The 24,236-nt window shown below is 54.3% G+C and carries 24 protein-coding genes; all 24 read right to left on the bottom strand.

The features are described from left to right. Position 1: 1 nt before the first annotated feature. A complete protein-coding gene (locus K0I31_RS07040; protein WP_220080351.1) occupies positions 2-625 on the bottom strand; it encodes a hypothetical protein in 624 nt (207 codons plus the stop codon). After that, entirely contained in the window at positions 618-1,727 is a 1,110-nt protein-coding gene (locus K0I31_RS07035; RefSeq protein WP_220080350.1) for a protein-glutamate methylesterase/protein-glutamine glutaminase, read from the bottom strand. Before K0I31_RS07035 ends, K0I31_RS07040 begins: the two co-directional genes overlap by 8 nt. A gap of 93 nt (positions 1,728-1,820) precedes the next feature. Then, the gene (locus K0I31_RS07030) at positions 1,821-4,076 is read right to left on the bottom strand and encodes a chemotaxis protein CheA (RefSeq protein ID WP_220080349.1); all 2,256 of its coding nucleotides are present in this window, start codon (positions 4,074-4,076) and stop codon (positions 1,821-1,823) included. Between the two features lie 15 nt (positions 4,077-4,091). After that, positions 4,092-4,829: a protein phosphatase CheZ gene (locus K0I31_RS07025; RefSeq protein WP_220044748.1), complete on the bottom strand. Its 738-nt coding sequence runs from the start codon at positions 4,827-4,829 to the stop codon at positions 4,092-4,094. 13 nt (positions 4,830-4,842) lie between these two features. Beyond that, the gene (gene cheY, locus K0I31_RS07020) at positions 4,843-5,226 is read right to left on the bottom strand and encodes a chemotaxis response regulator CheY (protein ID WP_011865185.1); all 384 of its coding nucleotides are present in this window, start codon (positions 5,224-5,226) and stop codon (positions 4,843-4,845) included. A gap of 42 nt (positions 5,227-5,268) precedes the next feature. Further along, a complete protein-coding gene (locus K0I31_RS07015) occupies positions 5,269-5,988 on the bottom strand; it encodes an RNA polymerase sigma factor FliA (protein WP_011865184.1) in 720 nt (239 codons plus the stop codon). Beyond that, complete coding sequence (locus K0I31_RS07010) at positions 5,981-6,862, bottom strand: MinD/ParA family protein (protein ID WP_041406542.1); 882 nt, start codon at positions 6,860-6,862, stop codon at positions 5,981-5,983. The genes K0I31_RS07015 and K0I31_RS07010 overlap by 8 nt, the downstream gene beginning before the upstream one ends. A 4-nt stretch (positions 6,863-6,866) precedes the next feature. After that, complete coding sequence (flhF, locus tag K0I31_RS07005; RefSeq protein ID WP_220080348.1) at positions 6,867-8,291, bottom strand: flagellar biosynthesis GTPase FlhF; 1,425 nt, start codon at positions 8,289-8,291, stop codon at positions 6,867-6,869. An 11-nt stretch (positions 8,292-8,302) separates the two neighbouring features. Next, the gene (flhA, locus tag K0I31_RS07000; protein WP_144204212.1) at positions 8,303-10,402 is read right to left on the bottom strand and encodes a flagellar biosynthesis protein FlhA; all 2,100 of its coding nucleotides are present in this window, start codon (positions 10,400-10,402) and stop codon (positions 8,303-8,305) included. Between the two features lie 152 nt (positions 10,403-10,554). Further along, a complete protein-coding gene (flhB, locus tag K0I31_RS06995; protein ID WP_011865180.1) occupies positions 10,555-11,688 on the bottom strand; it encodes a flagellar biosynthesis protein FlhB in 1,134 nt (377 codons plus the stop codon). After that, positions 11,688-12,485, bottom strand: coding sequence for a flagellar biosynthetic protein FliR (fliR, locus tag K0I31_RS06990; RefSeq protein WP_220073505.1), 798 nt, complete (start codon positions 12,483-12,485; stop codon positions 11,688-11,690). Before fliR ends, flhB begins: the two co-directional genes overlap by 1 nt. Positions 12,486-12,527: 42 nt before the next feature. Continuing rightward, the gene (fliQ, locus tag K0I31_RS06985; protein WP_011865178.1) at positions 12,528-12,797 is read right to left on the bottom strand and encodes a flagellar biosynthesis protein FliQ; all 270 of its coding nucleotides are present in this window, start codon (positions 12,795-12,797) and stop codon (positions 12,528-12,530) included. A gap of 8 nt (positions 12,798-12,805) precedes the next feature. Continuing rightward, positions 12,806-13,558: a flagellar type III secretion system pore protein FliP gene (fliP, locus tag K0I31_RS06980; RefSeq protein ID WP_434086921.1), complete on the bottom strand. Its 753-nt coding sequence runs from the start codon at positions 13,556-13,558 to the stop codon at positions 12,806-12,808. Between the two features lie 11 nt (positions 13,559-13,569). Next, complete coding sequence (gene fliO / locus K0I31_RS06975) at positions 13,570-13,929, bottom strand: flagellar biosynthetic protein FliO (protein WP_434086920.1); 360 nt, start codon at positions 13,927-13,929, stop codon at positions 13,570-13,572. Between the two features lie 27 nt (positions 13,930-13,956). Next, on the bottom strand, positions 13,957-14,340 hold the full coding sequence (fliN, locus tag K0I31_RS06970) for a flagellar motor switch protein FliN (protein WP_011865175.1): 384 nt from the start codon (positions 14,338-14,340) through the stop codon (positions 13,957-13,959). A gap of 25 nt (positions 14,341-14,365) precedes the next feature. Beyond that, positions 14,366-15,391, bottom strand: coding sequence for a flagellar motor switch protein FliM (gene fliM, locus K0I31_RS06965; RefSeq protein ID WP_011865174.1), 1,026 nt, complete (start codon positions 15,389-15,391; stop codon positions 14,366-14,368). 42 nt (positions 15,392-15,433) lie between these two features. Then, positions 15,434-15,955, bottom strand: a complete 522-nt coding sequence (gene fliL / locus K0I31_RS06960) for a flagellar basal body-associated protein FliL (protein WP_144204209.1) — start codon at positions 15,953-15,955, stop codon at positions 15,434-15,436. 98 nt (positions 15,956-16,053) lie between these two features. Continuing rightward, entirely contained in the window at positions 16,054-17,751 is a 1,698-nt protein-coding gene (locus tag K0I31_RS06955) for a flagellar hook-length control protein FliK (RefSeq protein WP_258406586.1), read from the bottom strand. Positions 17,752-18,140: 389 nt separating this feature from the next. Beyond that, positions 18,141-18,587 carry a flagellar export protein FliJ gene (gene fliJ / locus K0I31_RS06950; RefSeq protein ID WP_220080344.1) on the bottom strand — a complete coding sequence of 149 codons (447 nt, stop codon included), beginning with the start codon at positions 18,585-18,587 and terminating at the stop codon, positions 18,141-18,143. A gap of 29 nt (positions 18,588-18,616) precedes the next feature. After that, positions 18,617-19,957, bottom strand: coding sequence for a flagellar protein export ATPase FliI (gene fliI / locus K0I31_RS06945; protein WP_144204208.1), 1,341 nt, complete (start codon positions 19,955-19,957; stop codon positions 18,617-18,619). Next, a complete protein-coding gene (fliH, locus tag K0I31_RS06940; RefSeq protein ID WP_220080343.1) occupies positions 19,929-20,948 on the bottom strand; it encodes a flagellar assembly protein FliH in 1,020 nt (339 codons plus the stop codon). The genes fliI and fliH overlap by 29 nt, the downstream gene beginning before the upstream one ends. After that, positions 20,948-21,991 carry a flagellar motor switch protein FliG gene (gene fliG, locus K0I31_RS06935; RefSeq protein ID WP_011865168.1) on the bottom strand — a complete coding sequence of 348 codons (1,044 nt, stop codon included), beginning with the start codon at positions 21,989-21,991 and terminating at the stop codon, positions 20,948-20,950. Before fliG ends, fliH begins: the two co-directional genes overlap by 1 nt. Beyond that, the gene (fliF, locus tag K0I31_RS06930) at positions 21,984-23,681 is read right to left on the bottom strand and encodes a flagellar basal-body MS-ring/collar protein FliF (RefSeq protein WP_220080342.1); all 1,698 of its coding nucleotides are present in this window, start codon (positions 23,679-23,681) and stop codon (positions 21,984-21,986) included. The genes fliG and fliF overlap by 8 nt, the downstream gene beginning before the upstream one ends. A 58-nt stretch (positions 23,682-23,739) precedes the next feature. Further along, complete coding sequence (gene fliE / locus K0I31_RS06925) at positions 23,740-24,072, bottom strand: flagellar hook-basal body complex protein FliE (RefSeq protein WP_011865166.1); 333 nt, start codon at positions 24,070-24,072, stop codon at positions 23,740-23,742. Positions 24,073-24,236 lie beyond the last annotated feature (164 nt).

The raw sequence follows: 24,236 nt of genomic DNA, 5'->3' as shown, positions 1-24,236 counted from the left end.
TTTAATTATCTTCGCGAGTCGTGACTCGAATGCCGCCATGGGGCAGGCTTATTACTTTAACACCATCTTTATCTTCTGACAGCTTAACTGGCTGCGATGGCGTTTGACCATCCTGTTTCGCCTTATCTGTGGCGCTGGCCACCTTTTGCTCGCGCTGGTGCTCGCTCAGATGTTCACCCTGGCTTGATTCTTCAGCATCCGCCGCAGGCAACAAGGGCGTTAGACTGGTCTGATCTTGCTGTTCATTAAAATTAGCTGTCTGTTCATCGAGACTATCGGTTTGTTCACTAAGCCTGTCTGTAAGGCTAACTGCCTCTTGCCTGGCGATCGCCTCTGGCACTTCGGGGCCAATCTCGACTCTCACCTGGCTGCCAGGCTCTGCCTGCTTGATGATAGACTGAGTAAACTCTGGATTATTCTCCATCCAATCGGCCAAGGCCTTTGCCTGCTCATCGGGCACCATCAGCAGCACCTGACTCTTCTCTAGCTGGGCTACTTTCTCCTCGAGCAAGCCATTCTTATGCCTCAGGTCGAGATAGAGTGATCCGGTCACCAGGCAGCAAACTAACAAGAGAAAAAACAGCAACAGCACAGTGGTGCTGAGGCCTTGTCGCTGCCTAGCCACGTCCGCTCTCGCGAATGATGGCCTCGGCCATATCATCGAGTGCTATCGACTGACTGGAGATCCCGGCGGCGGTCACCGCCTGTGGCATGCCGTAAACGACGCAGCTGGCCTCATCTTGAGCCCAGATAGTCGCCCCGACATTCTTAAGCATCCTGGCCCCTTCGCGGCCATCGGCGCCCATGCCTGTCAATATCACGGCCAGGGTCTCGCCGCCACTGAGCTTTGAGGCCGAGGCAAAGGTAATGTCAACACAGGGCTTGTAGTTCATATCCATGCTACCGGCCACTATCTTGATGCGACCATAGGTGCCGCCGCGCTCTAACATCATCTGCATGCCACCTGGCGCCAGGTAGGCGCAGCCAGCCCTGAGCTGATCGCCATTTTGCGCCTCCTTCACCTCGATGACGCACAGACCATTTAAGCGTGCGGCGAAGGCTGGAGTAAAGGCCGCCGGCATATGCTGGATAAGCAGAATAGGATGAGGATAGTTCGCTGGCAGCTTGGTCAATATCCGCTGCAGCGCAACAGGCCCACCGGTTGAGGTACCGATCAGCAAAAGCTTATATTTCTTACCACTAGCGCGGGTAACAGGCGCGCTCGGACGCGGCGCTGGACGCTGCGCCATCTCTCGTGCCGGCGCTGTCGAAGCAGTTGTTGTCGCAGGCTTTGGCGGCACACTTCTTGGCAGAATGGGGCGGAACACACGGCGGCGACCGAGTGCCTTGATGCGCTGCTGCAACAGAGCAATCGCCTCATCCTTGTTGGTGGCAATATCTTCAAATCGTTTAGGAAGAAAATCTAACGCACCCGCTTCCAAGGCGTCCAAGGTCGCCTTGGCGCCATCATGGGTAAGGGATGAAAACATCAAGATGGGCGTTGGACACTTCGCCATGATCTCACGCACGGCGCTGATGCCGTCCATCACAGGCATCTCGATATCCATGGTGATCACTTGTGGCTTTAACTGCTGCGCCAACTTGACCGCCTCGGCGCCATTAGACGCCGTGCCTATGACCTCTAACTCCGCATCCTTGGTGACAATCTCACTGACTCGGCGACGAAAAAAGCTTGAATCATCGACAACTAATACTTTTATGGCCATTCAAATTCCTATCTACAACAGGATCCTTGCCTAAACAAAGCGTGACGCCTCTGGGCATCACGCTGATCCTCTAGCTCACTGTGCCGCTAGCTGTTATTTCTTGTTCTTGGCGTAATGTTTCAATAAGCCGGGTACATCTAATATCAATGCGATGCCACCGTCAGAGGTAATAGTCGCGCCAGCCATGCCTGGGGTGCCGTGTAACAAGGTGCCCAGAGGCTTGATCACTACCTCTTCCTGACCGATCAAGGAGTCAACCACGAAGCCTATCTGCATAGTACCCAGCTGGACTATCACCACGTGGCCGTGCTGCTTGTCGCCATGCTTAAAGCTCACCGCCTTACGACTCAGCCAATGCTCGAGATAGAAGAGCGGCACCGCCTTTTCCCTCACTATGACGGTCAGCTGACCATCGACAACATTGGTCTTGGTCAGATCCAGATGGAAGATCTCGCTAACGCTCGACAGCGGCAGAGCAAATACCTGCTGAGCCACTTCCACCATCAGGGTCGGCATAATAGCCAGGGTGAGCGGCACCTTGATCTCCAGGCAAGTCCCCTTACCTTTCAATGAATCGATATGCACGGTACCGTTTAACTGAGTGATACGCGTCTTCACTACATCCATGCCGACGCCACGGCCGGAAATATCGGAGATCTCCACCTTGGTCGAGAAGCCCGGGGCGAAGATGAGGTTATAAGCCTCTTCGTCAGACATGCGCGCCGCTGCGTCTTCATCGAGCACGCCACGCTTGATGGCGATCTGCTTCAGCTTCTCTGGGTCCATCCCGGCGCCATCATCTTCAATCTTGAGCAGGATATGGTCACCTTCCTGACTGGCAGAAAGGGTAATAGTCCCGGTACGCGACTTGCCGTTAGCTTCACGCTCGTCAGGCATCTCGATACCATGGTCAACCGAGTTACGCACCAAGTGAACCAAAGGATCCGCAAGGGCTTCCACCAGATTCTTATCCAGATCCGTATCTTCACCTATCATGCGAAGATCGATCTCTTTATTCAGGCTGCGCGCTAAGTCACGCACCACGCGAGGGAAGCGACCGAAGACCTTCTTGATCGGTTGCATGCGCGTCTTCATCACAGCGCCCTGGAGATCGGCAGTTACCAGATCCAGGTTCGCCAGCGCCTTAGACATATCCTCATCATCGCGGGAGATCCCTAAGCTAAGCAAGCGGTTACGCACCAATACCAGCTCACCGACCATGTTCATGATCTGATCCAGGCGCGCGGTATCGACGCGCACTGTGGTTTCCGCCTGAGGCATATTAGTTGCCGGCGCCTTGGCCGCGGCTTTCTCTTTCACCACTGGCTTAGGAGCTGGCGCCTCAACGGGCTGTGCCTTAACGCTCTGAGCCTTAACATTACTTGGCGCAGGGGCGGCGACTTTATCCGGCGCAGGCGCTGCTGGCGCCTTAGCGGCAGGAGCTACTGGTTTGCTTGTCTCACTGCCAGGGCCGGCACCGGCGCCATGCAGCTCATCGAGCAGCTTCTCAAATTCATCGTCGGTGATCTCATCGGCATCCACCGGCGGCGAGGTTGGCTCAGGCACCTTGGCAATTGGGGCCGAAGGGGCCTGGAATTTACCCGAGCCATGAAGTTCATCGAGCAGCGACTCGAACTCATCGTCTGTTATGTCGTCGCTATCGCTCGCCTGAATCGGCGCCGCACCGGCAGGCGCCGTACTTGATGGCCCCTTACCACTGCCGTGAAGGGCATCGAGCAGGGCTTCGAATTCAGATTCATCGATCTCATCGATGTCGCCTTCACCGGCGATGGAGGTCACGGGCGCATCGTTTACCGGCTCGTCGAACAGTTCGACACCGTCATCGAGCGGCATATCAAACAGCTCGATACCATCATCTGCTGGTATTTCGACAGCCGGTTCAACCGGCGTTTCGGCAACGGCTTCAACTGATGCCCCGCCCTGCTCCGATGGCAGTAAACCACCAGAGCTCAATAATTTAAGGTTAGCTAACAGGCTTTCATCGGCAGGGCTTTGCTCGACACCCGCTTGGGTCTCGGCAAACATAGAGTTGATGGTGTCGACGGCTTGGAGAATGATATCCATCAGCTCGGCAGAAACGCTGCGCTTACCCGTGCGTAACAGGTCAAAGGTGTTTTCCGCTTCGTGACAAACATCCACCATGGGCGTCAGACTCAAGAAGCCGGCGCCGCCTTTAACGGTATGGAATCCACGGAAGATGGCATTGAGTAGTTCGGTGTCGTCGGGGTTATTTTCTAACGCCACCAGCTGTTCAGAGAGAAGCTCAAGGATCTCGCCCGCTTCAATCAAAAAGTCCTGCAGTATCTCTTCATCAACATCAAAGGACATTCATATGACTCCTACTTAGAAACCTAGACTCGACAGCAAGTCATCGACTTCATCTTGCCCTGTCACGACATCATCACGCTGATCAGCGTTCATAATAGGACCTTCAGCTTCGACGCACTTCTCAGATGCACGGGGTTTATCCGTTGCGGGCTGCTCGCCAAATACGGTCAACATAGAGACCAGGTTATTCTCAACCTCTCGCACCAGCTCGATCACCCGGCGGATCATCTGTCCGGTCAGATCTTGGAAGTCCTGGGCCAGCAATATGTTGTTGAGTAACTCTTTTAAACGATTGGAATCGGATTCGCTGCGTTCGATAAACTGCTGAACATCATGGCAAAGCGCCTTAAATTCGTGCAGCTGAATATCGCGACGCATCAGGCGATCCCAGGAAGGCTTAACGGCCTGTACGTTCATGGTAAGGGCATCTGCAAGGGGCAGAGACTCTTCGACGGCGTCCATGGTTTTATTGGCGGCCTGCTCCGTCATGTCGATGACATAATTGAGGCGCTCTTTGGCATCGGGAATTTCGCTATTGGCCAGCTCCACGAGGCGACCGTCCACCTGAAAGTCCACTATGGCACTGTGAAGCTGACGGGTTAGGCGACCCACCTCGTCAAACAGCTCTTTCTGAATCGGGCTGGCGATATCGCGAATTAGCTCATCGGCCATCTCTTGTTGACCCGCCTCTAGCAGATCAACGAGTTGCTTGGCCTGTGCTAGATTGATCAGCCCTGAAGTTTCTGCCTGCATAGCTCAACCTTGATTAACCGAGTCGTTCGAAAATTTTGTCTAACTTCTCTTTCAATGTCGCCGCAGTAAAAGGTTTCACCACATAGCCATTCACACCGGCCTGCGCCGCTGCAATGATCTGTTCCCTTTTCGCTTCCGCAGTCACCATCAACACAGGAATGTGCTTCAGGTTGTCATCAGCACGGATAGCCTTTAACAGGTCGATCCCCTGCATGCCAGGCATATTCCAATCGGTCACGACAAAGTCAAAATCGCCTTTTTGCAACATAGGCAAGGCTGTCGAACCGTCATCTGCTTCCTGAGTGTTATTAAAACCCAAGTCTCTCAACAAGTTCTTGATGATGCGTCTCATTGTTGAGAAGTCGTCAACAACGAGAATCTTCATATTCTTGTCCAAGGTTTCCTCCGCGGAGCTGTTTTTATATTGCTCATGTAATCGTTATATTTTGGTCCAATGCTTGAGTTTAGCTTTGAGTCTGAGCATCGCCTGGCTGTGTATCTGGCTTACTCGGGATTCGCTTACATCAAGTACGGCACCGATCTCTTTTAAATTTAATGCTTCGTCATAATATAACGACAAAACTAATCCATCTCTTTCTGGCAGTAATTTAATCGCCTCGACGAGGGCCTCGTGGAACTGTGTCTCTGCCAGTGACTCAAATGCGTCGTCCTGATGATCGTCTTCCTGTCTTACTACATCGACCGATACACCAAGATCTTCAATTCCAACTACTTTCCCGACGGAAACATCATTAAGAATATGATGGTACTCATCGAGCGTCATATCAAGTCGATCCGCAATTTCATTGTCTTTTGCGTCACGTCCAAGTTCTTGTTCTAGCTCGTCAATCACCTGGGCTATGCGTCGCTGATTACGGTGAACCGACCTGGGTACCCAGTCTCCTCGCCTAATCTCGTCGAGCATGGAGCCGCGAATACGTATACCGGCGAAGGTTTCAAACTTGGCGCCCTTGCTGCCATCGAACTTGGCCGAGGCTTCAAGCAGGCCCATCATACCTGCTTGTAACAGATCATCCAATTGCACCGAGGCGGGTAGACGAGCGAGTAAATGGTGAGCAATCCTTTTTACCAACGGTGCATACTGTTCGACAATAGAAGCTTTGTTATCTAAACAAGTATACGCAGCGGCTTTACTCACTCGTACGATCCTCTTGATATTCGGGACGTTGAACCAATCGCTCTACAAAGAACTCCAGGTGTCCGCCCGGTTGTTGTGGCACTGGCCAGCTAATAATCTTATTCGCTAGGCCGTGATAAGCAATTGACGCAGGCGACTTAGGAAATGCCTCGACGATCAACTTTTGTTTACGAACTGATTTGCGAAGGTTTTCATCGAAGGGGATAGTCGCAACCAGCTCCAGGGCCACGTCGAGAAAACGGTCGGTTACCTTGCTAAGTTTAGCAAACAACTCCATCCCTTCTCGCAAACTTCTGACCATGTTTGCCACAATCTTAAATCTGAATACACCGTGCTCACGGCTAAGAATCTTAATCAAAGCATAGGCATCGGTAATAGAGGTCGGCTCGTCGCACACCACCACCAACACATCTTGAGAGGCGCGAGAGAAGCTGAGCACCATGTCTGAGATACCTGCCGCGGTATCGACCACCAGGATATCAAACTGGGTCTTCATCTCGCTGAAGGCACGGATCAGGCCCGCATGCTGGGCCGGTGTCAGCTCGACCATGGCCTGGGTGCCAGAAGTAGCTGGAATAATGCCAATCCCCTTAGGACCGCGTACGATAATATCGTCAAGGTCAGCGTCACCCGATAATACGTGGGAGAGATTGCGCTCGGCTCTTAGGCCCAACATGACATCGACGTTGGCCAGGCCCAAGTCGGCATCGAGCACAAGCACACGCTTGCCCTTCTCGGCCAGGGAGACGGCGGTATTGATCGATACGCTGGTTTTACCTACGCCACCCTTACCACCGGTTACGGCAATTACTTTTACTTTTTCGTTATATGGTTGATTCATCATACGTAAACCGCTTGCTTGATCCCGACTCATTATATTACTCAAATGCGTAGGCCTGTTCATATGACCTTTCGTTATTCTGTATTGGTTGCACTTTCTTTTCGAGTACCGACAGGGCCTTGTTGGCTAAGGCTAAGGTGTCGGCTACTTGCATATCTTCTGGCACTCTTTGTCCATCGGTGACATAACTCAAAGGTAATCCGCTTTGAATCAACACACTCAACGCCGGTGCCAAGGCCACTGATTCATCTAATTTGGTCAAAATCGCGCCGGATAATGGAATCCGGGTAAACTGCGCGACGGCATCTTCAAGCACTCTTCTTTGACTTGTAGATGACAGTACCAGATAACTGCGAATAGGTAATCTGCTATTTGCAGTTAAATTATCAAGTTGCTGGAACAATCTCACATCTCTCTGTCCCATGCCCGCCGTATCTATCAATACTAGCTTGCGATTGCGGAACTGATAAAGAATTTGTTCCAACTCATTGAGATCATGAGCTTGCTTGACCGGGCACCCCATTATTTTGCCATAGGTTGCCAGCTGCTCATAGGCTCCAATGCGATAATGATCCGTTGTAATGAGTGCAACTTGATCTGAACCATGCTGCGCGGCGAATCGAGCGGCTAATTTTGCGACACTCGTCGTCTTACCCACACCGGTTGGCCCCACGAAGGCGACCACACCGCCTTGACGAACGATGTCGTCACCTTGGTTGTCGAGCATATTTGCCAGGCTGCGTGGCAAGGCCTTTACCAGATCTGCCGGTACATAGTGCTCGCTAAGGGCCGATAACTTGGCGGCGACCTCTGGGCTAAACTCGGCGTCCAGCAGGCGGCTCTCTAACATGGCGCCCACAGGATCCAGACGACTCTTCTGCTCGGTCAGCAGTGAGGTCACCTGATGTGTCAGTAGGTTGCGAAGTGATGCCAACTCCTCACGCATAGACTCGAGCTCGCTAGCTGGCACGCTCTTATCACGCTTAGCACGGTTAAAATTCTGGCTCTCATGTGTGTTGGCATGGGGATTAGCCTGCATGCCGCCATGCATATTAGGCGCGGCCATCTCATCGCTGGGCGCCTTCAATCCCTGGGCCCAGGCAGGCATCTCGAGTGCTTCATTCGATTGGCTTAATTGCTGACTGACGCGATTTTGTTGACGCTCGAGCAGGGCTTGTAGCGAATCGGCCACGGGTGATGGCTGTTTTTTTGACTCTGTCTTGATGGGCTGACGACCGATGGAAACCTTCTCCTCGGCCAGCTCGAGAAAGCTGGGTGACAGAGGCGCGGCATCATTTTTCGCCACACTCGGCTTAGGCTCATCGTAGTCTACCGCGGCGACGATCTCGATACCGCCGGTAACTTTTTTGTTCGACATGATCACCGCATCCGAACCTAATGTCTCTTTCACCTGGGCCAATGCAGAGCGCATATCTTTTGCTAAAAAACGTTTTATTTTCACTTAAATACCCTCTACTGGCCGACCGCTGATACGATGCGAATTTGTTTTTCATCGGGTACCTCTTGGTAAGAGATCACCCGCAGATTTGGAATCGTATGTTTAACAAAACGCGACAGCGTCGAACGTAACATACCCGATGTCAGTAGGATGGCTGGTTGGCCCACCATCTCCTGACGCTGGGATGCGTCGAGTAACGACTTTTGCATCCTCTCGGCAAGGCTAGGTTCGATATTCGGCCCCTCGCCTCCCGTTGCCTGCATAGACTGATGCAACATCTGTTCCAATTCAGGCGCCAAAGTAATGACAGGAATTTCCGGCTCTGGGCCGCTTATTTCTTGAACAATCATGCGTTTAAGTGCAATACGTACCGCGGCGGTAAGCACCTCGGTATCGTTACTCTTAGGCCCGTACTCGAGTAGGGTCTGAACTATGGTCTTAAGGTCGCGGATCGACACGCCTTCGTTAAGCAGGTTCTGCATCACCTTGACCACAGTGCCCAGCGGCAAGACATCGGGAATGAAGCCACTGACCAGCTTAGGCGAATGCTTGGCCAGCATATCCATCAGCTGCTGCACCTCTTCGTAGCCCAGCAACTTGGAGGCGTTATTGGTTAACAGCTGACTCAGGTGAGTCGCCACTACGGTGGCGGCATCCACCACGGTATAACCTAGCGTCTGAGCATGTTCTCTGAGCTCAGGGGCGATCCACACAGCTTCCAAGCCGAAGGCGGGATCTGTGGTCTCGACACCATCAAGTTTGCCGTAGACCTGACCTGGGTTGATGGCCAGTTCACAATCGTGACGAATATCCGCCTCACCAGAGGCCACGCCCATCAGGGAGATACGATAGGTGTTTGGCGCGAGATCTAGATTATCGCGAATATGCACGGCGGGCACCAAGAAGCCCAGCTCTTGGGAGAGCTTCTTACGCACGCCCTTGATACGTCCCAGCAGCTCACCACCCTGGCCCTTATCCACCAGCGGGATCAGACGATAGCCCACCTCCAGACCAATGGTGTCCACCTGCTGCACATCATCCCAGCTAAGCTCTTTAGGCTTGGCATCGCCGGGAGTCGCAGGTGAGGTCTTAGCGATCTCCAGGGCACGTTGTCTGTCGAGATCTTTCTTACGATGCAGAAAATAGGCACCGCCCGCGGTGATCAGGCCAAAGCTGAGAAAAGCGAAATGCGGCATGCCAGGCACTATGCCCATGGTCAGCAGGACGCCCGCGGCGATAGCAAGCGACTTAGGGTTATCGAACATCTGGCTCATCACCATCTGTCCCATGTCGCCAGATTCGTTTTGACGGGTCACCATCAAGGCCGCGGCGATAGAGAGCAAGAGGCCAGGGATCTGCGCCACCAGGCCGTCACCGATAGTCAACAGGGTGTAGATCTCGACCGCAGAGGAGAAGTCCAGCCCATGCTGGGCCATACCTATGACGAAACCGCCCAGGATGTTGATCACCAGAATCATGATACCGGCGATGGCATCGCCTTTTACAAACTTAGAAGCACCATCCATCGCACCATAGAAGTCGGCTTCCTTGGTCACTTCGGCGCGGCGAATACGGGCCTGATCCTGATTAAGGATCCCGGCGTTAAGGTCGGCATCGATTGCCATCTGCTTACCTGGCATGGCATCTAGGGTAAAGCGAGCACTCACCTCAGAGATACGTCCGGCGCCCTTGGTTACCACGGCGAAGTTGATGATGATCAGGATAAGAAACACCACCAGACCCACGGCATAGTTACCGCCAATCACCACAGAGCCGAAGGCCTCAATCACCTTACCGGCGGCGTCGCCACCGTTGTGCCCCTCGAGCAAGACGATACGGGTCGAGGCGACGTTAAGCGCCAAACGCAGCAGGGTAGCAACCAGCAGCACAGTGGGAAAGGCAGCAAAATCCAGGGGGCGGTCGGTATAGATGGCCACTAGCAAGACCACCAGGGCCAAGGCGATATTAAAGGAGAACAGGATATCCAGCAGGAAGGCCGGCATGGGCAAGACGATCATCGCCAGCGCCGCAAGCACCAATATGGGCGTACCTATCCCTTTAAAATTGGCGGGTTTTACCTGTTTTATCTGACCGAGCGTTGCTTTCAAATCCATCAATCTAGCGCCTGAACTTTGACATCTAGCTAGGATTCAGCAAAAAGTACGCCAACTTAAGGCCGGCTTAGTTCGCAGCGACTCGAGCGGATAACAAACGAACAAATATCAGACAGTACAGACGCAAAATAAGAGTTAACCAACTTAAAGCGTTAGTATTTTAGCTCATCAGGGATCGGCTGATTGATAGGGATAGGCGTCGGACGCTTACCACCTTTTTGCTGATACTGACGCAGTTGGAACACATAAGCCAATACCTGGGCCACGGCAGTAAACAGCCCCTCGGGGATCTCCTGATCTATCTTGGTGGTGTGATAGATGGCCCTGGCCAATGGCGGCGCCGAGACGATGGCGACATCATGCTCGCGGGCGATCTCACGGATCTTAAAGGCCACATCGTCTACCCCCTTGGCAAGCACATAGGGCGCGGCGGCCTTGGTCACATCATATTTTACCGCCACCGCATAGTGCTCTGGGTTGACCACAATCACGTCGGCATTGGGCACCTCGGCCATCATGCGCCGCTGCGCCATCTCACGCTGCATCTGACGCACCCGGCCCTTCACCTCAGGCTGACCCTCGGTGTCCTTGTACTCGTCCTTGATCTCCTGCTTGGTCATTCTCAGCTGTTTATTGTGGTTCCAGATCTGAAACGGCACATCGATCACCACGATGATCACGGTAGAGGAGCAGAGCACAATAAACATCCACACCAGCAGATCCAGGGCGTTATAGACATTGCCCGGCAGATGCCCCTGGGACAGGGTAAGAATATCGTTGAAATAGTAGCTCAGCAGCAGATAAGCCATCAGGGCCACCACGGAGAACTTGGCGATCCCCTTAGTCAGCTCCACCAGGGCCTGCACCCCGAACATACGCTTAAAACCGCTGATGGGATTCATCTTATTACCCTTGGGCATGAACGCCTTGGCGGAGAAGGTTATCCCACCGAGCACCACGTTACCCAAGAAGGCGATAAAGGCGAGAAACAGCACGAAGCTGGCCATAGGGATCGCCAACTCCTTGAAGACCATCATCCAGATATTGAACAGGCTATTGGTGTCGTAGATCTCCTGTCTGCTCATGGTAAACAGCTTGGTCATCACGCTCATCAACGACTGGCCCAGGCTCGGCCCTATGACGGCAAACCCTACCGCCGCCGACATCAACACAGCTGAGGTGCCCAGCTCCTTAGATCGGGCGACCTGCCCTTTCTCTCGCGCCTGTTCGCGTCGCCTGGGGGTCGCCTCTTCGGTCTTCTCCTGACTGGTATCGTTATCGGCCATCAGAAGCTCCCAGCAGTGCTACATTGCAGCTGCACCAGATCGCACAGCAACAACTGGGCCGAACGCCAGACCTCGTCGAAATGCGCCATAATAGGCGTCAAGGTCAACCAGAGAATAATCAAACCACTCACCATGGTCACGGGGAAACCGATGGCGAAGATGTTAAGCTGCGGCGAGGCGCGGGTCATCACCCCGAAAGAGAGGTTGATCAGCAAGAGCGCCACAATCGCCGAGATGGACATGGTCAGCGCCGCACCGAACATATAGGCGCCCCACTCCGCCAGACGCCGATAGCTAGCGATGCTTATTCCCTCCATGGACACGGGAATGGTATCGAAGCTGGCCACCAACATGCGGATCATCACCAGATGACCATCCACCGCCAAGAAGATCATGGTCGTCAGCAGCAAGAAGAAGTTACCGATAACCGGGGTCTGCTGGCCTGAGCCGGGGTCCACCATGGAGGCGAAGCCTAAGCTGGTCTGCATGCCGATGATCTGTCCGGTCAACACGAAGGTCTGCATGATAAGCAAGGTGACAAACCCCATGGCAACGCCAATCAAGATCTGCTGCACGGTCACGAACACGGCGCCTAATGAAAATAGCTCGACCTCGGTATTGACCGGCAACATGGGGGCGATGGCGAAGGTGATCGCCACCGAAAGCAGCAGGCGCACACGGGTCGGTGTGGTATTGGCGCCAAATACCGCCATCACCATCAACATGCTCGACACTCGAAACAGCGGCCACATATAGGCCGACAGCGTCTGCATGATAGTCGATAGCAAGATCTCCATCTCAGCGACGCTCGATAGCCGGGCGGGCGCGGCGATTCATACCTAGCCCACCACCTGAGGGATAAGATTCACCATCTGCAAGAAAAACTCCATCATGGTCTGCACCAGCAGATGGCCTAAGATCATCAGGGCAAAGAGCGTGGTCAGCAGACGGGGCAGGAAGCTCAGGGTCTGCTCGTTGATCGAGGTCGCCGCCTGAAACACCGCCACCACCAGACCCACCACCAGCCCGGGCACGATGATCATCGACACTATGGTCACGATAACCGAGAGGGCTTCACGAAAGATGTCGATGAGGGCTTCGGGTGTCATAACGGCTCCTAGATCCCAAAACTGTTGGCCAGGGTGCCCATCACCAGGCTCCAACCATCCACTAACACAAACAACATGATCTTAAAGGGCAAGGAGACGATCATGGGCGACAGCATCATCATACCCATGGCCATCAGGATACTGGCCACCACGAGATCAAGCACCAGGAAGGGCACGAACAGCATGAAGCCTATCTGGAAGGCGGTCTTGAGTTCACTGGTAATGAAAGCAGGGATCAGCACGCTCATGGGCGCATCTTCGGGCGATTGAATATTCTGATAGCCAGAGATCTCGACGAAGGTCTCCAAATCCGTGAGCCGGGTCTGAGCCAACATAAAGGCCCGCAGCGGCTCCTTGCCCTTGTCATAGGCCTGCTCTATGGTCATGGCCTCATCCATATAGGGTTTGACCGCCTGATCGTAGATCTTGTCGAACACGGGCGCCATGATGAAGAAACTCATGAACAGGCTCATGCCGATCAGCACCTGATTCGACGGCGTCTGCTGTAGGCCGATCGCCTGGCGCAGAATCGACAGCACCACTATGATGCGAGTGAAAGAGGTAAGCATGATGACCATGGCGGGCAGGAAGCTCAGCGCGGTCATCAGCAGCAATATCTGCATGGTCACCGAATATTGGGTCGAGCCATCGGCGCCTGTGGTGACAGTTACCGCGGGGAGAATCCCATCCTGGGCCAGCGCCAGTTGCGGCGCCATCACGACCAGGAGTAACAAGAATGAGGTCAAGATCCGTTTCATGATTTTTATTGGGTTCATGACTGTGATGACTTTGCCTGACGCAGACGGCTGGCAAAGGAGTCCTGTTCAATGATAATTGGAGTATCGAGTTTATCGATAAGCGAAACCTGCTGCGATGTGACCCCCAGCAGGTATTGTTGGCCATCGACCTCGACCAACACCATCTTCTCTCTCTGCCCCAGCGGTGTGACCGCCAGGGTCTTAAGCACGCCGTGGGAGGTGGGCACAAGCTTTAGACGCTTGACCAGATAGGCGAGCAGGAAGATCAAGGCGATCACCACCAGCAAGCCACCCAGCATATTGGTCATGGTGGCCAATGCCGACTCTCGCTCACCGGTTACCTGAGTAGTCGTCGCGGCGGCCGCAACGGCCATCAAGGATGAGGTCCCCATAGGCCTTCCTTATTTGAGTTTCTTAATACGCTCAGTTTGGCTGATAACGTCGGTGAGACGAATACCAAACTTGTCGTTGACCACCACCACTTCACCGTGGGCGATCAGGGTACCGTTTACCATCACATCCAGCGGCTCACCGGCCACCCGGTCAAGCTCCACCACTGAGCCCTGGTTGAGCTGCAGCAGGTTACGAATATTGATGAAGCTGCGGCCCACCTCCATGGAGATGGTCACAGGAATATCCATGATGGTATCGAGTTTGGCCGCTTCCTCTTCGGTCAGCGGCTTTGAGCTATCGGCCAGCTCGTCGAGTTCGACCGCCTGAGCCTCCTCCAGCGCCTGTTCGGCCATGGCTGCGGCCCAATCGTCCCCTGTATCTTCTGTGCTCATTGATTTCTACCTTAAACGCATTCCATTAAATATTGTTGAGATCCCGAGACTTACTCTTCTTAGTCACAAGTTGTAGCTCAGTCTTTACCGTCTCGGGCCTTGGGATCTTCTCCCGGATATTCAGTGCCAGATTCTCGCGCGAACGCCCCAGCTTACAGCGATAGGTGGGCAGGTCCTCGACCCGCAGCACGATATATTCGGGCATCTCCACCGGAATAATGTCGCCGGCCTTAAAGCCCATCACATCCTTCAGCGAGATCTCTTTCTCGACTATGGTGGCATCCAGGCCCACCTCGACGTCCATGATCTCATCCTTCAGGGCCTGAGACCAACGCATGTCGGTATCTTGAGTATCACTCTGTACCCCGGCATCGAGCAGTTCACGAATCGGCTCGATCATCGAATATGGCATGGTGATATGGAAATCACCGCCGCCACCGTCAACCTCGATGTGGAAGGAGCTCACCACCACCACCTCGGTCGGGCTGACGATGTTAGCCATCGCCGGGTTCACCTCGGAGTCGAGATAATCGAACTCGACATCCATCACAGGCGCCCAGGCTTCCTTATAATCTTCGAAGATGATCTTCAAAAGCAGCTGCACGATGCGCCGCTCTGTCGGAGTAAATTCCCGTCCCTCGATCTTGGCGTGAAAACGGCCATCGCCGCCAAAGAAGTTATCCACCAGAATAAACACCAGGCGAGCCTCCATGGTGATCAGCGCAGTCCCCTTCAAGGGACTGAAACGCACCATATTCAGGCTGGTCGGTACAAACAGGGTGTGGACATATTCGCCAAACTTGAGCATCTGCACGCCGTTGATCGACACCTCGGCCGCACGGCGCATCATGTTAAACATGCTGATCCTCAGATGGCGAGCAAAACGCTCGTTGACGATCTCCAGGGTCGGCATACGACCACGGACGATACGATCTTGTGATGAAAAGTCATAGGCGCGCGCATCGAGCGCGTCACTCACCTCTTCCTCTTCGACGTCGTCGACACCATGAAGTAGCGCATCAATTTCGTCTTGGCTTAATAGATCACTCACAATATCGTCCTATCATACTTGTTAGCTTATAAATCACCGGCATTACTGCATCACGAAGCCGGTAAACAGCACCTTTTCAACCACTTTACGTCCGGTCACAGGTTGCAGGGTATTCTGTACATTCAGCAGGGCCAACTGGCGCAGCTCATCCTTACCGGCAAGGGAGCTGAGCTTCTGCACATCGGCACTACTAAAGGTGGTCAGCAGGGCATCCTCGATAAGCGGAATATGCTTCTTGATCAAGACGTCATCGTCAGAGCCACGCACCATGAGCTGCACCTTGATCTCCACCAGACGGGAGCGATTCTGCCCAGGCAGGTTAAACAGGAAGGGTCTCGGCATCCCCACATAAAAGGCTTCACGGCTGTTGGCCGGCTCGCTCTGCTCGGTTTGCTCCCCTTCGGCCATGGTCTCATCACTCGGCTCATCGCCCGACAGCAACAACCAGGCACCCACGCCCAGCAAGACCACCAAGAGTGCACCAATGGCCGCAAAGATAATGAGCTTCTTCTTGCTCTTAGGCTCTACATTCTCTTCAAGTTCTAACGATTCTTCTTCCGCCATCTCTTATCCCTATCACACTCGGCTCACACTCAGCATCGTCATGATTTTTAGCGCATATCAAACGATTGGGCAATCATACCAACCTATAGGTTACCTGCTTACGCGTAATAATCTATACCCGAACGATAACTTGTTGCGTTATTCGACACTAACAGGCTCTCTTCTGCCGAAATTTCATCCATCTCAGACAGACCATGGCCCACTCCCTCGCCTTGCTCGCCATTGCCGCCCTGCTCTTTACCGCCTTGAGAGACGTTACTGTCGGTCAGCTGCATCCCCTGCTCGGCCAGTAGCTCCCGCAGACGTGGGAGCGCCTGCTCAACCAGATCCCGCGTCTGGGTCTGGGTCACATGAAACTGCACCTGGGTCTGATCGCCCTGCACCTGAACCCGAACCATCATGTGGCCAAGCTCGGGCGGATCTAGGCGAATCTCCGCCTGCTGCACGCCTTGGCTCACCATGGCCACCAGCTGCTGACGCATCACGGGCGAGAACTTATGGATCATCTCCTGCATCTGTGTCACAGGTTCGCCCTGAGGCTTGATAGAGACTTGATATTGCGGGAGGGCCTCATTTCTTGCACCTTGCAAGCCCTGTAGAGATAAGGCGTTTAGCTTAGTATCTGCCGCGGCATCTGGCATTTCACCGGCCTTTGGCGACATGGTCACGGCAAGGTTAGCGCCCTTCAGCAGCTCCTGCGCGGCTTTGCCATCGCGGCCCTCTGCGCCCGAGGTCATCTTCAGAGCACCATTTTGTGCCTGCTCGGCGGCAAGCTTGGCGTCAGCTTGCTTAGCTTCACCAAACTTAGACTCACCAACCTTGGCTTCACCCAATATGGCTTTCACGCCTTTCTCATTAACGGCACTTTCCACGCCGCTCGCGTTATTGGCCGAGGTTAGGCCTGTTTGACTAATCTCATTCTGATTTAGCCCAACCTGATTTAGTCCCGCCTGACTGGTCCCGCCTACGCCTTGTGAAGGCTCAGTTTGAGTTGCAGCAAGGTTGATCTGTGACTGACTCGCCATGGCCGAGAGATATTGCTTGGCGTCATTAATAAGTGCCGCCAGCTTAGCAGCATCACTCTCTAGCGCCTCAGCTTGACCAAGCTCACCATTTCCAGACTTATTCTTACCCGCTATGCCATGTATAAGCCCTTCGAGCATCTGCGGCGGTAAGGCCGTCAGCTCATCCTTGGACAGACCGGTTTGCGCCATCACCTCACTTAAAGCATCTTCGGGAAGCTGAGCCAATATCGCCTCACTCCCCAGGCCATTTGGATTGATGACGGGTAAGATATGATCATCTCCGGCGCCTGGTTTAAGCAGCTCATCTATACCCTCTAAGGCCGCTTTTTCGGTATCGACCTTGTCCTTAGCCCCTTTTACCAAGGTAGGAAACAGCTCATTGTCGGCAGATGACTCACCATCAGCATCACCCGGCGGCAAAATGACGCCGTCGGCGGCAATCTCCGCCTCATCCCCCAGCTTGTTCGCCAGATGGATCTGCGCCAGCACGTTGGAGACATCGTCACTGTCTTTGTCCTGCGTGGGCGCCTTCTCCTGCTTAGCATCGGTCTTAGCAGTGTTATCTCGTTGAGCCGTGTTTTCGACCTGGGACTGTGGGCGCGTTTTTGCCTGTGAGCTCACCTCACCCTGGCCACTCGCCTTAGCCAAAGCCTCTGAAAACCCTTTGTTTTCTGACTTTGACTCTGTGGTCGACTTCGCATCTGATGCGCTGGGCAACACCCCGCCCTTCTCTTTGCCGGACTCGACATTAGATAGGAGTATTTGGGTCATCTGTGGCATGCTTCCTCCAACACTCATCTTGGGCACGACAATGTCACGTGCCACCCGAGCGTCAATTATTCGCTAAGCTTTGGACTCATTGGCCCTTACTACTCAATATCAAGCAATAAAAATGCCAAGTTAATCATACCAATCCTAGTAAATAACTGATCACGCTAGCTTGTTAAAATGCCCGAAAACGGCGTTATTATTTTTAATTGTAAAATAACTACTTATCGAAAAATCATGCATTATTCTCGAACGTTTTTCCTACGCTACTTCTGATCACTTACTTACCGTGATTGGTATTACAATTTGCCTTGAAAAAAGTGGCGAGACGGTAGAATTGTTTTGAGGACAATAAAGAGGCGCCAGCCTCTACACACATATATAGCTTAAGGCTATCGGGCAGACTGGCGGAAAAACTGCTGAGAGGCAAACTCGTCGATCATCTTCTGTTCCTGTTTGGCCTCAAACTTTTGTTTTTCTTCGGCTTTATGTGCGAGTAACAGCTCGACCGCCTTGCGCTTTTGCTGCTTACCCTGCCAATATTGCTGGGCCTTCTGACGCTGCTTATCCGTCTCCGACACGGCGAAGACCTGCTTCTCGATCGCCTCGTCAATCTGACGTATAAACTGATGAAACTGATGATAACTGCTGGCGGCAATCACTTGCCCCTGCTGCGCCTCCATCTGCTTCATGTAATCGAGACGATACTGCTGCAGGGCATCGAGCTGCTGGCGACATTTATTCAGCGTCAACTGCACGCCTCTTAGCTGAGTCGCCGCGGCCTCCTCGGCGTCGAGGGCTAATTTAAGAACTGTCTCTAAGGGATCATGCTTTGCCATGGCCGTTACGCTCTCCGATAAAATTCAGGCTAGACCTGACACTGGGCGCTCAATTGACCCAGCATCAAGGCGCTGGAATCGAAGCTGATGGCTTCCTTCATGGTCTGGCGCAGGAAGGCGTTCATGGCTGGCTGCAGGCGTATGGCGTTATCGATACGCGGGTCGCTCCCCTGAGTATAGGCACCGATAGAGATGAGGTCGCGATTCTGTTGGTACAGGGAATACATCTGCTTCACCCGGCGCGTCGCCTCCAGATGAGCGTCACTGATCACCATAGGCGCCACACGGCTGATAGAGGCCTCGACGTCGATGGCCGGGTAATGACCCGAATCGGCTAACGCCCGCGATAACACGATATGACCGTCGAGAATGGCCCGCGCCGCATCGGCGATCGGATCCTGCAAGTCATCGCCCTCGGTCAGCACGGTATAGAAGGCGGTAATTGAGCCCTGGCCGGCACCGCCGTTACCGGCTCGCTCCACTAACTTAGGCAGCTTGGCAAACACAGAGGGCGGATAGCCCTTGGTGGCCGGTGGCTCACCGACGGCCAGAGCGATCTCACGCTGAGCCTGGGCGTAGCGGGTCAGGCTGTCCATCAGGAGTAGCACGTTGTAACCCAGATCGCGAAAATACTCGGCTATACGGGTCGAGGTCTCACAGGCTCGAAGACGCATCAGCGGCGAGGTATCGGCGGGCGCCGCCACCACCACGCTGCGGGCACGTCCCTCGGCGCCCAAGATCTCTTCGATAAACTCTTTCACCTCGCGGCCACGCTCACCGACCAGACCAACCACGATCACATCGGCCGTGGTGCCCCGGGTCATCATGCCCAGCAGCACACTCTTACCCACCCCCGAACCAGCGAACAAGCCCATACGTTGGCCCTTACCTACGGTCAACATGGCGTTGATGGCACGAACCCCGACATCCAAAGGTTCGCTAATGGCGCGACGCGCCAAGGGGTTTAGCATGGTGGCATGACGGGTAGCTTTCTGATCGGTATGCAGCTGCCCCAAGCCGTCAATCGGCGCACCATTGCCGTCGAGCACGCGGCCAAGCAGGCCCATGCCGACATTCAGCCCTGTCTGCTCACCCAGCGGCGTCACCTTGGCACCTGGCATAACGCCGCTTAGCTCCTCGATGGGCATCAGATAGAGCAGCTTGTCATCGAAGCCTATCACCTCGGCGATCAGATCTCCCGCCATGGTGGCTATGCTACACAGGCTGCCCACAGGCGCCTTGCAGCCGGTGGCTTCCAGGGTGAGGCCCACCACGCGCACCAGCTGGCCCGAGGCCTCCGGCATAAACGGGGCGACCGCCTGGGTATGCTGCCTTAACTTATCAAGAAGCCGGTTTTGACGTGTCTTCATCTGGGCTCGTCTCTTGCGGTGCTTCTGGTGCAATCTGTTCGCTCGGCGCGACTTGCGATGCGTCAACAGCTTGCGTTTGTTGCGGATCGCTTGTCTGGCTATCTGTTTCGAGGCCCGCTTGCGCTGCGTCGCCGTCTAGATCTTGGTTTTGGTTTTGATGATCGGGAACCTTCTCCATGGCAGCTAGCTGCTGTAGCCTTTGCTGCTCGAGGCGCTGCTCACTGGCGATAAGCTTATCGAACACCGCCTTGATGCGATGATCCAGGCCCATATCCACCCGGCTACGGCTGTTGCTCACTATGCATTCGCCGCGGCTCAAGGTTGGGTCTGCCTCTAACTCCCAATGATTTCGGGTTAGCTGCGCGCTTTCATAGAGTCGCTCGACGATAGCAAGATCCTCTGGATGTAGACGCAGATGCGCCCCCTGCTCCTTGAGCGGTAAGGCGTCGACCCCTTGGCGCAGGGCGGCGAGAATATGTTCAGGATGTGTCTTAAGCTCGTGGCCGATAACCGCCTTGGCCAGGGTCATGCTGAGTTGAACCAGCGCTTGTTCTATTTCGGTGTCGAGCAGAGAGAGCGGCATTGATAGCTGCTGCATCAGGGCTTCAAATTTCGCGATCGTCTGTTTTGCCTCGGCGAGGCCGGCCTCCATACCCTGAGCCTGGCCTTGACGGTGGCCCTCTTCGTGGCCCTGCTCTAGGCCTTTCAGTCGACCCTCTTCCAAGCCCTTGGCCATACCGGCTTCTTGGCCCTGAGCGAAGCCTTCGGCCTCGGCCTCGGCGCGGATCGACTCGATCTCTTCCAGGGTGGGAGGCATCACCGGCTCATCGACCGCCTTGGCCGCCTTTTGCGGGGCTATGCGGCCGAACATGTTCTCCTTGGGCTCATTCACCACAGGGGTTACATCGGGCAGCTGCCAATGGCTAAAATCGGCTTGTGTGGTGTGTACGCCTTGGCCCTCTTGGGGCTTCTTGTCGCCAGACATGGTCATTAGAGGAACTCTTCTCCGCCGCTACCACCAAGTATAATCTCACCTGCATCACTTAAGCGACGGGCAATAGAGAGGATCTCCTTCTGAGCCACTTCCACTTCGCTGATCCGTATTGGGCCCATGGCCTCGAGATCGTCTTTAAGCAGCTCGGCGGCACGCTTGGACATGTTGCCGAGGATCTTCTCTTTGAGTTGATCGTCTGCCCCCTTGAGGGCCTTCATCAACACATCCTGCTGCACTTCACGCAGCAAGGTCTGAATCCCCATGTCGTCGACATCTGCCAGGTTTTCGAAGACAAACATCAGATCTTGGATCTGCTGCGCCATCTCTTCGTCGGTCTCGCGCAGCGTCTCCATCAGCTGGCTTTCGACGCCAGTATCCAGGTAGTTCATGATGTTGGCCGCCGCCTTCAGGCCGCCCATCTTCGCCGCCTGCGCGCCGCCCTGACCGGCAAACTGTTTCTCCATGATGTCGTTTAGCTCTTGCAGCGCCGCCGGTTGCACCTCTTCGAGGTTGGCGATACGCATCATCAAATCGAGACGGGTATTTTCAGGTGCCTGGGCAAAAATTTCGGCGGCCTGATCCGGCTCGAGATAGGAGAGCACAATCGTCTGGATCTGCGGGTGTTCGTTCTGAATAATGGTGGCCACCTGACGGGCGTCCATCCACTTGAGTGACTCCAGGCCCTTGGCACCACCACCCATGATGATCTGCTCGATAAGGTTACCCGCCTTATCTTCACCCAAGGCTGCGGTAAGGGCATTACGCACGAACTCTTCGCTGTTAAAGCCGATGGAGGAGTATTTCTGTACCTCCTCCAGAAACAGCTTATGTACGCCGATCACCTTGTTTTGGCCGAAATCTTTCATGGCCGCCATGGCCATACCCACCTTTTGCACCTGCTTAGGCTCGAGGTGTTTCAAGATTGAGGCGGCGTCGGCTTCGCTAAGGCTGAGTAGCAGGATGGCTGTCTTCTCGATACCGGTCAGATCTTTGGTATTGAACTCACCGTTAGCTGTGTCGATCTCTTTGTCTTTACTCATTTTCTTGTAACCATCCCTTGACGACTTGCGTAGACAACTCAGGCTCGTTGGCCACCAATGCACGTATGGCCTTTATCATATCATCGTCTTTATGCAGATCCGGTATCAAAATTGACCCATCGTCGGCATAGCTGTATTCCGCATCGGGACGATTGAGCATGCCAAGCGTATCGGCGGCATACTGATCCTCAATCTCCGCTAACTCGTCACCCAAAGATGGCGCATCCGGCATCTTCTGACCATCTGGGTAGATAAGGCGCTTGAGCATAGGGCGCACCACGAACAGAATAAGCACCAGGATGATTAGACCGCCCATCACCAGCTTGATGGCTCGCCAGAACCAAGGCTCCTCGTAAATGGCCTGTGCCGGCGCCTCTTCTACCAGTTGATCCATGAAGGGAACGGTGACCACCTCTATCATGTCGCCGCGCTGGGTGTTGAAGCCTACGGCCCCTTCTAGCAGGCGGCGAATGTTACTCAGCTCCTGCTCGGTGCGAGCAACGCGGGTCACCTGACCGTCTTCACCGGCAGGTCCCGTCTTGAAATCGACCGCCACCGACACGCTAACCCGTCTGACCACCCCCACCTGCTGGCGGGTATGGCTGATGGTAGTGTCTAGCTCATAGTTACGGGTCGCCTCCTTATGGCTGGAACCCGGCAGGGTCTGCTCCTGAGCGCTGGTCCCGGTAGCCTGCTGAGGAATATTGGCTTCCATCGGTGGCTGGTTGCTCAGCGCGCCGGCGATGCCACCAGTGCTCGCACCGGTAGAGTTATTCTCAACCGTCATTTCGCTGCGCACCGCGGGCAGATCCGGGTTATAACGCTTGGCGGTCTGCTCGACCGAGGTGAAGTCCATGTTCACATCGACCTGGGCGGTAAAGTTCTCTGGTCCCAGAATCGGCATCAGAATCGATTCAATTTTGCTGCGGTATTCGGCTTCTTTCTGCTGCACCAGCTCGAGCTCGCGTCTGGCTCTGGCCGAACCTGCGGTTTGGCTGCCTGAGTTTAGCAAGCGGCCGTTAGCGTCGGTGACAGTAACGCGAGTCGGCTCGAGACCGTGCACCGCCGAGGCAACGATATCTACGATGGAATCGACCTCCTCCTGGCCCAGACCGCCACGGCGGGTATTGACCACCACGGTCGCACTAGGCTTGGAGCGATTACGGGCAAACACGTTCTCTTTAGGAATGGCCAGGATCACCTTGGCACGGCTGACGCTCTTTAACTCTTCGATGGTGCGCGCCAGGTTTTGCTCCTGACTGTTTTTCAGTCTGGCGGCCTCCATGCGCTGGCTCACGCCAAAGCCGCTGTCTTTTGATAGGTAATCGTCACGACTCGGCGAGTTATCGATACCGGCGCGGCTCAGCATCATCTTGACGTCTTGGTACTGATCTTCGGGCACCTTGAGCACATCGACATCGATCTGATAGTTGACCTTATTCTTGTCCAGCACATCCAAGACCTGCACCATCTCCTGGGTATCCATCTTACCCAGAGGACGGTATTCGGGCTCCTGGGCCCACAACATGACGAAGACGGCCAGCGCCAGACAGATTGCCAGCGCCAGGATCATGGTGATCTGTCTGAGCATGTCGACACCGCCAAACATACCGCCGCTCGGCTTATGTTCTTCTTGTACGCCGCCTGCCAACATATCCTGTGTTGTGCCAGCGCCAGTTCCGACTACCATATCTGTGCTCACGATAAATACCTGCCGTTATCTTTCTTAGTCTTTAGGGAGTCCATGCCTAGACAGGCATACTCATGATCTCTTTGTAGGCTTCCACCAGCTTGTTGCGCACCTGAACGGTGGCCTCGAATGCCACGCTGGCCTTCTCTCTGGCGATCACGGTATCTGACAGGGTCACCCGGGTGTCGCCCATATCCAGACGTGTCTGCAGCGAGGATGAGGTGGCCTGCAGCGCGTTGACATTGCCCACCGCTTCAGACAAGAGGCTACCAAAGTCGCTACCACTGGTGTTCGCCACCTGCTGGGTGATATTAGGTGTGATCCCATTAGGCTTAATTTCGCCTGTGAGTGTCTGCATCTCTTGCAGTAATGAATTGGCACCTATCTGCATCTTGGCCTCCGCTATCGTCGTGAAATTGACGAAATCTATTCTTATTCAGACCAATGCAATATGTTTGCCAAAAATAGAAAAAGCCGACAAAACCAGTATATTGGGTGTCGGCTTCGAAATGTTCAAATGGGCGGTAGAGACGCTAAAGCGGCGGTTTGTTTCCT

Source organism: Shewanella spartinae (genome assembly GCF_019457555.1).
GTDB classification, from domain to species: domain Bacteria; phylum Pseudomonadota; class Gammaproteobacteria; order Enterobacterales; family Shewanellaceae; genus Shewanella; species Shewanella loihica.
The sequence above is the reverse complement of the archived record's forward strand: the minus strand, read 5'-3'. Positions and strand labels throughout refer to the sequence as shown.

Bases quoted from the DNA above. Each gene is read 5' to 3' on its own strand.
- K0I31_RS07035 (WP_220080350.1), bottom strand. From the start codon at position 1,727: ATGGCCATAAAAGTATTAGTTGTCGATGATTCAAGCTTTTTTCGTCGC.
- K0I31_RS07030 (WP_220080349.1), bottom strand. From the start codon at position 4,076: ATGTCCTTTGATGTTGATGAAGAGATACTGCAGGACTTTTTGATTGAA.
- K0I31_RS07025 (WP_220044748.1), bottom strand. From the start codon at position 4,829: ATGCAGGCAGAAACTTCAGGGCTGATCAATCTAGCACAGGCCAAGCAA.
- K0I31_RS07010 (WP_041406542.1), bottom strand. From the start codon at position 6,862: ATGAGTCGGGATCAAGCAAGCGGTTTACGTATGATGAATCAACCATAT.
- flhA (WP_144204212.1), bottom strand. From the start codon at position 10,402: ATGGATTTGAAAGCAACGCTCGGTCAGATAAAACAGGTAAAACCCGCC.
- flhB (WP_011865180.1), bottom strand. From the start codon at position 11,688: ATGGCCGATAACGATACCAGTCAGGAGAAGACCGAAGAGGCGACCCCC.
- fliR (WP_220073505.1), bottom strand. From the start codon at position 12,485: ATGGAGATCTTGCTATCGACTATCATGCAGACGCTGTCGGCCTATATG.
- fliQ (WP_011865178.1), bottom strand. From the start codon at position 12,797: ATGACACCCGAAGCCCTCATCGACATCTTTCGTGAAGCCCTCTCGGTT.
- fliO (WP_434086920.1), bottom strand. From the start codon at position 13,929: ATGGCCGTTGCGGCCGCCGCGACGACTACTCAGGTAACCGGTGAGCGA.
- fliN (WP_011865175.1), bottom strand. From the start codon at position 14,340: ATGAGCACAGAAGATACAGGGGACGATTGGGCCGCAGCCATGGCCGAA.
- fliL (WP_144204209.1), bottom strand. From the start codon at position 15,955: ATGGCGGAAGAAGAATCGTTAGAACTTGAAGAGAATGTAGAGCCTAAG.
- K0I31_RS06955 (WP_258406586.1), bottom strand. From the start codon at position 17,751: ATGACCCAAATACTCCTATCTAATGTCGAGTCCGGCAAAGAGAAGGGC.
- fliJ (WP_220080344.1), bottom strand. From the start codon at position 18,587: ATGGCAAAGCATGATCCCTTAGAGACAGTTCTTAAATTAGCCCTCGAC.
- fliI (WP_144204208.1), bottom strand. From the start codon at position 19,957: ATGAAGACACGTCAAAACCGGCTTCTTGATAAGTTAAGGCAGCATACC.
- fliH (WP_220080343.1), bottom strand. From the start codon at position 20,948: ATGACCATGTCTGGCGACAAGAAGCCCCAAGAGGGCCAAGGCGTACAC.
- fliG (WP_011865168.1), bottom strand. From the start codon at position 21,991: ATGAGTAAAGACAAAGAGATCGACACAGCTAACGGTGAGTTCAATACC.
- fliF (WP_220080342.1), bottom strand. From the start codon at position 23,681: ATGGTAGTCGGAACTGGCGCTGGCACAACACAGGATATGTTGGCAGGC.
- fliE (WP_011865166.1), bottom strand. From the start codon at position 24,072: ATGCAGATAGGTGCCAATTCATTACTGCAAGAGATGCAGACACTCACA.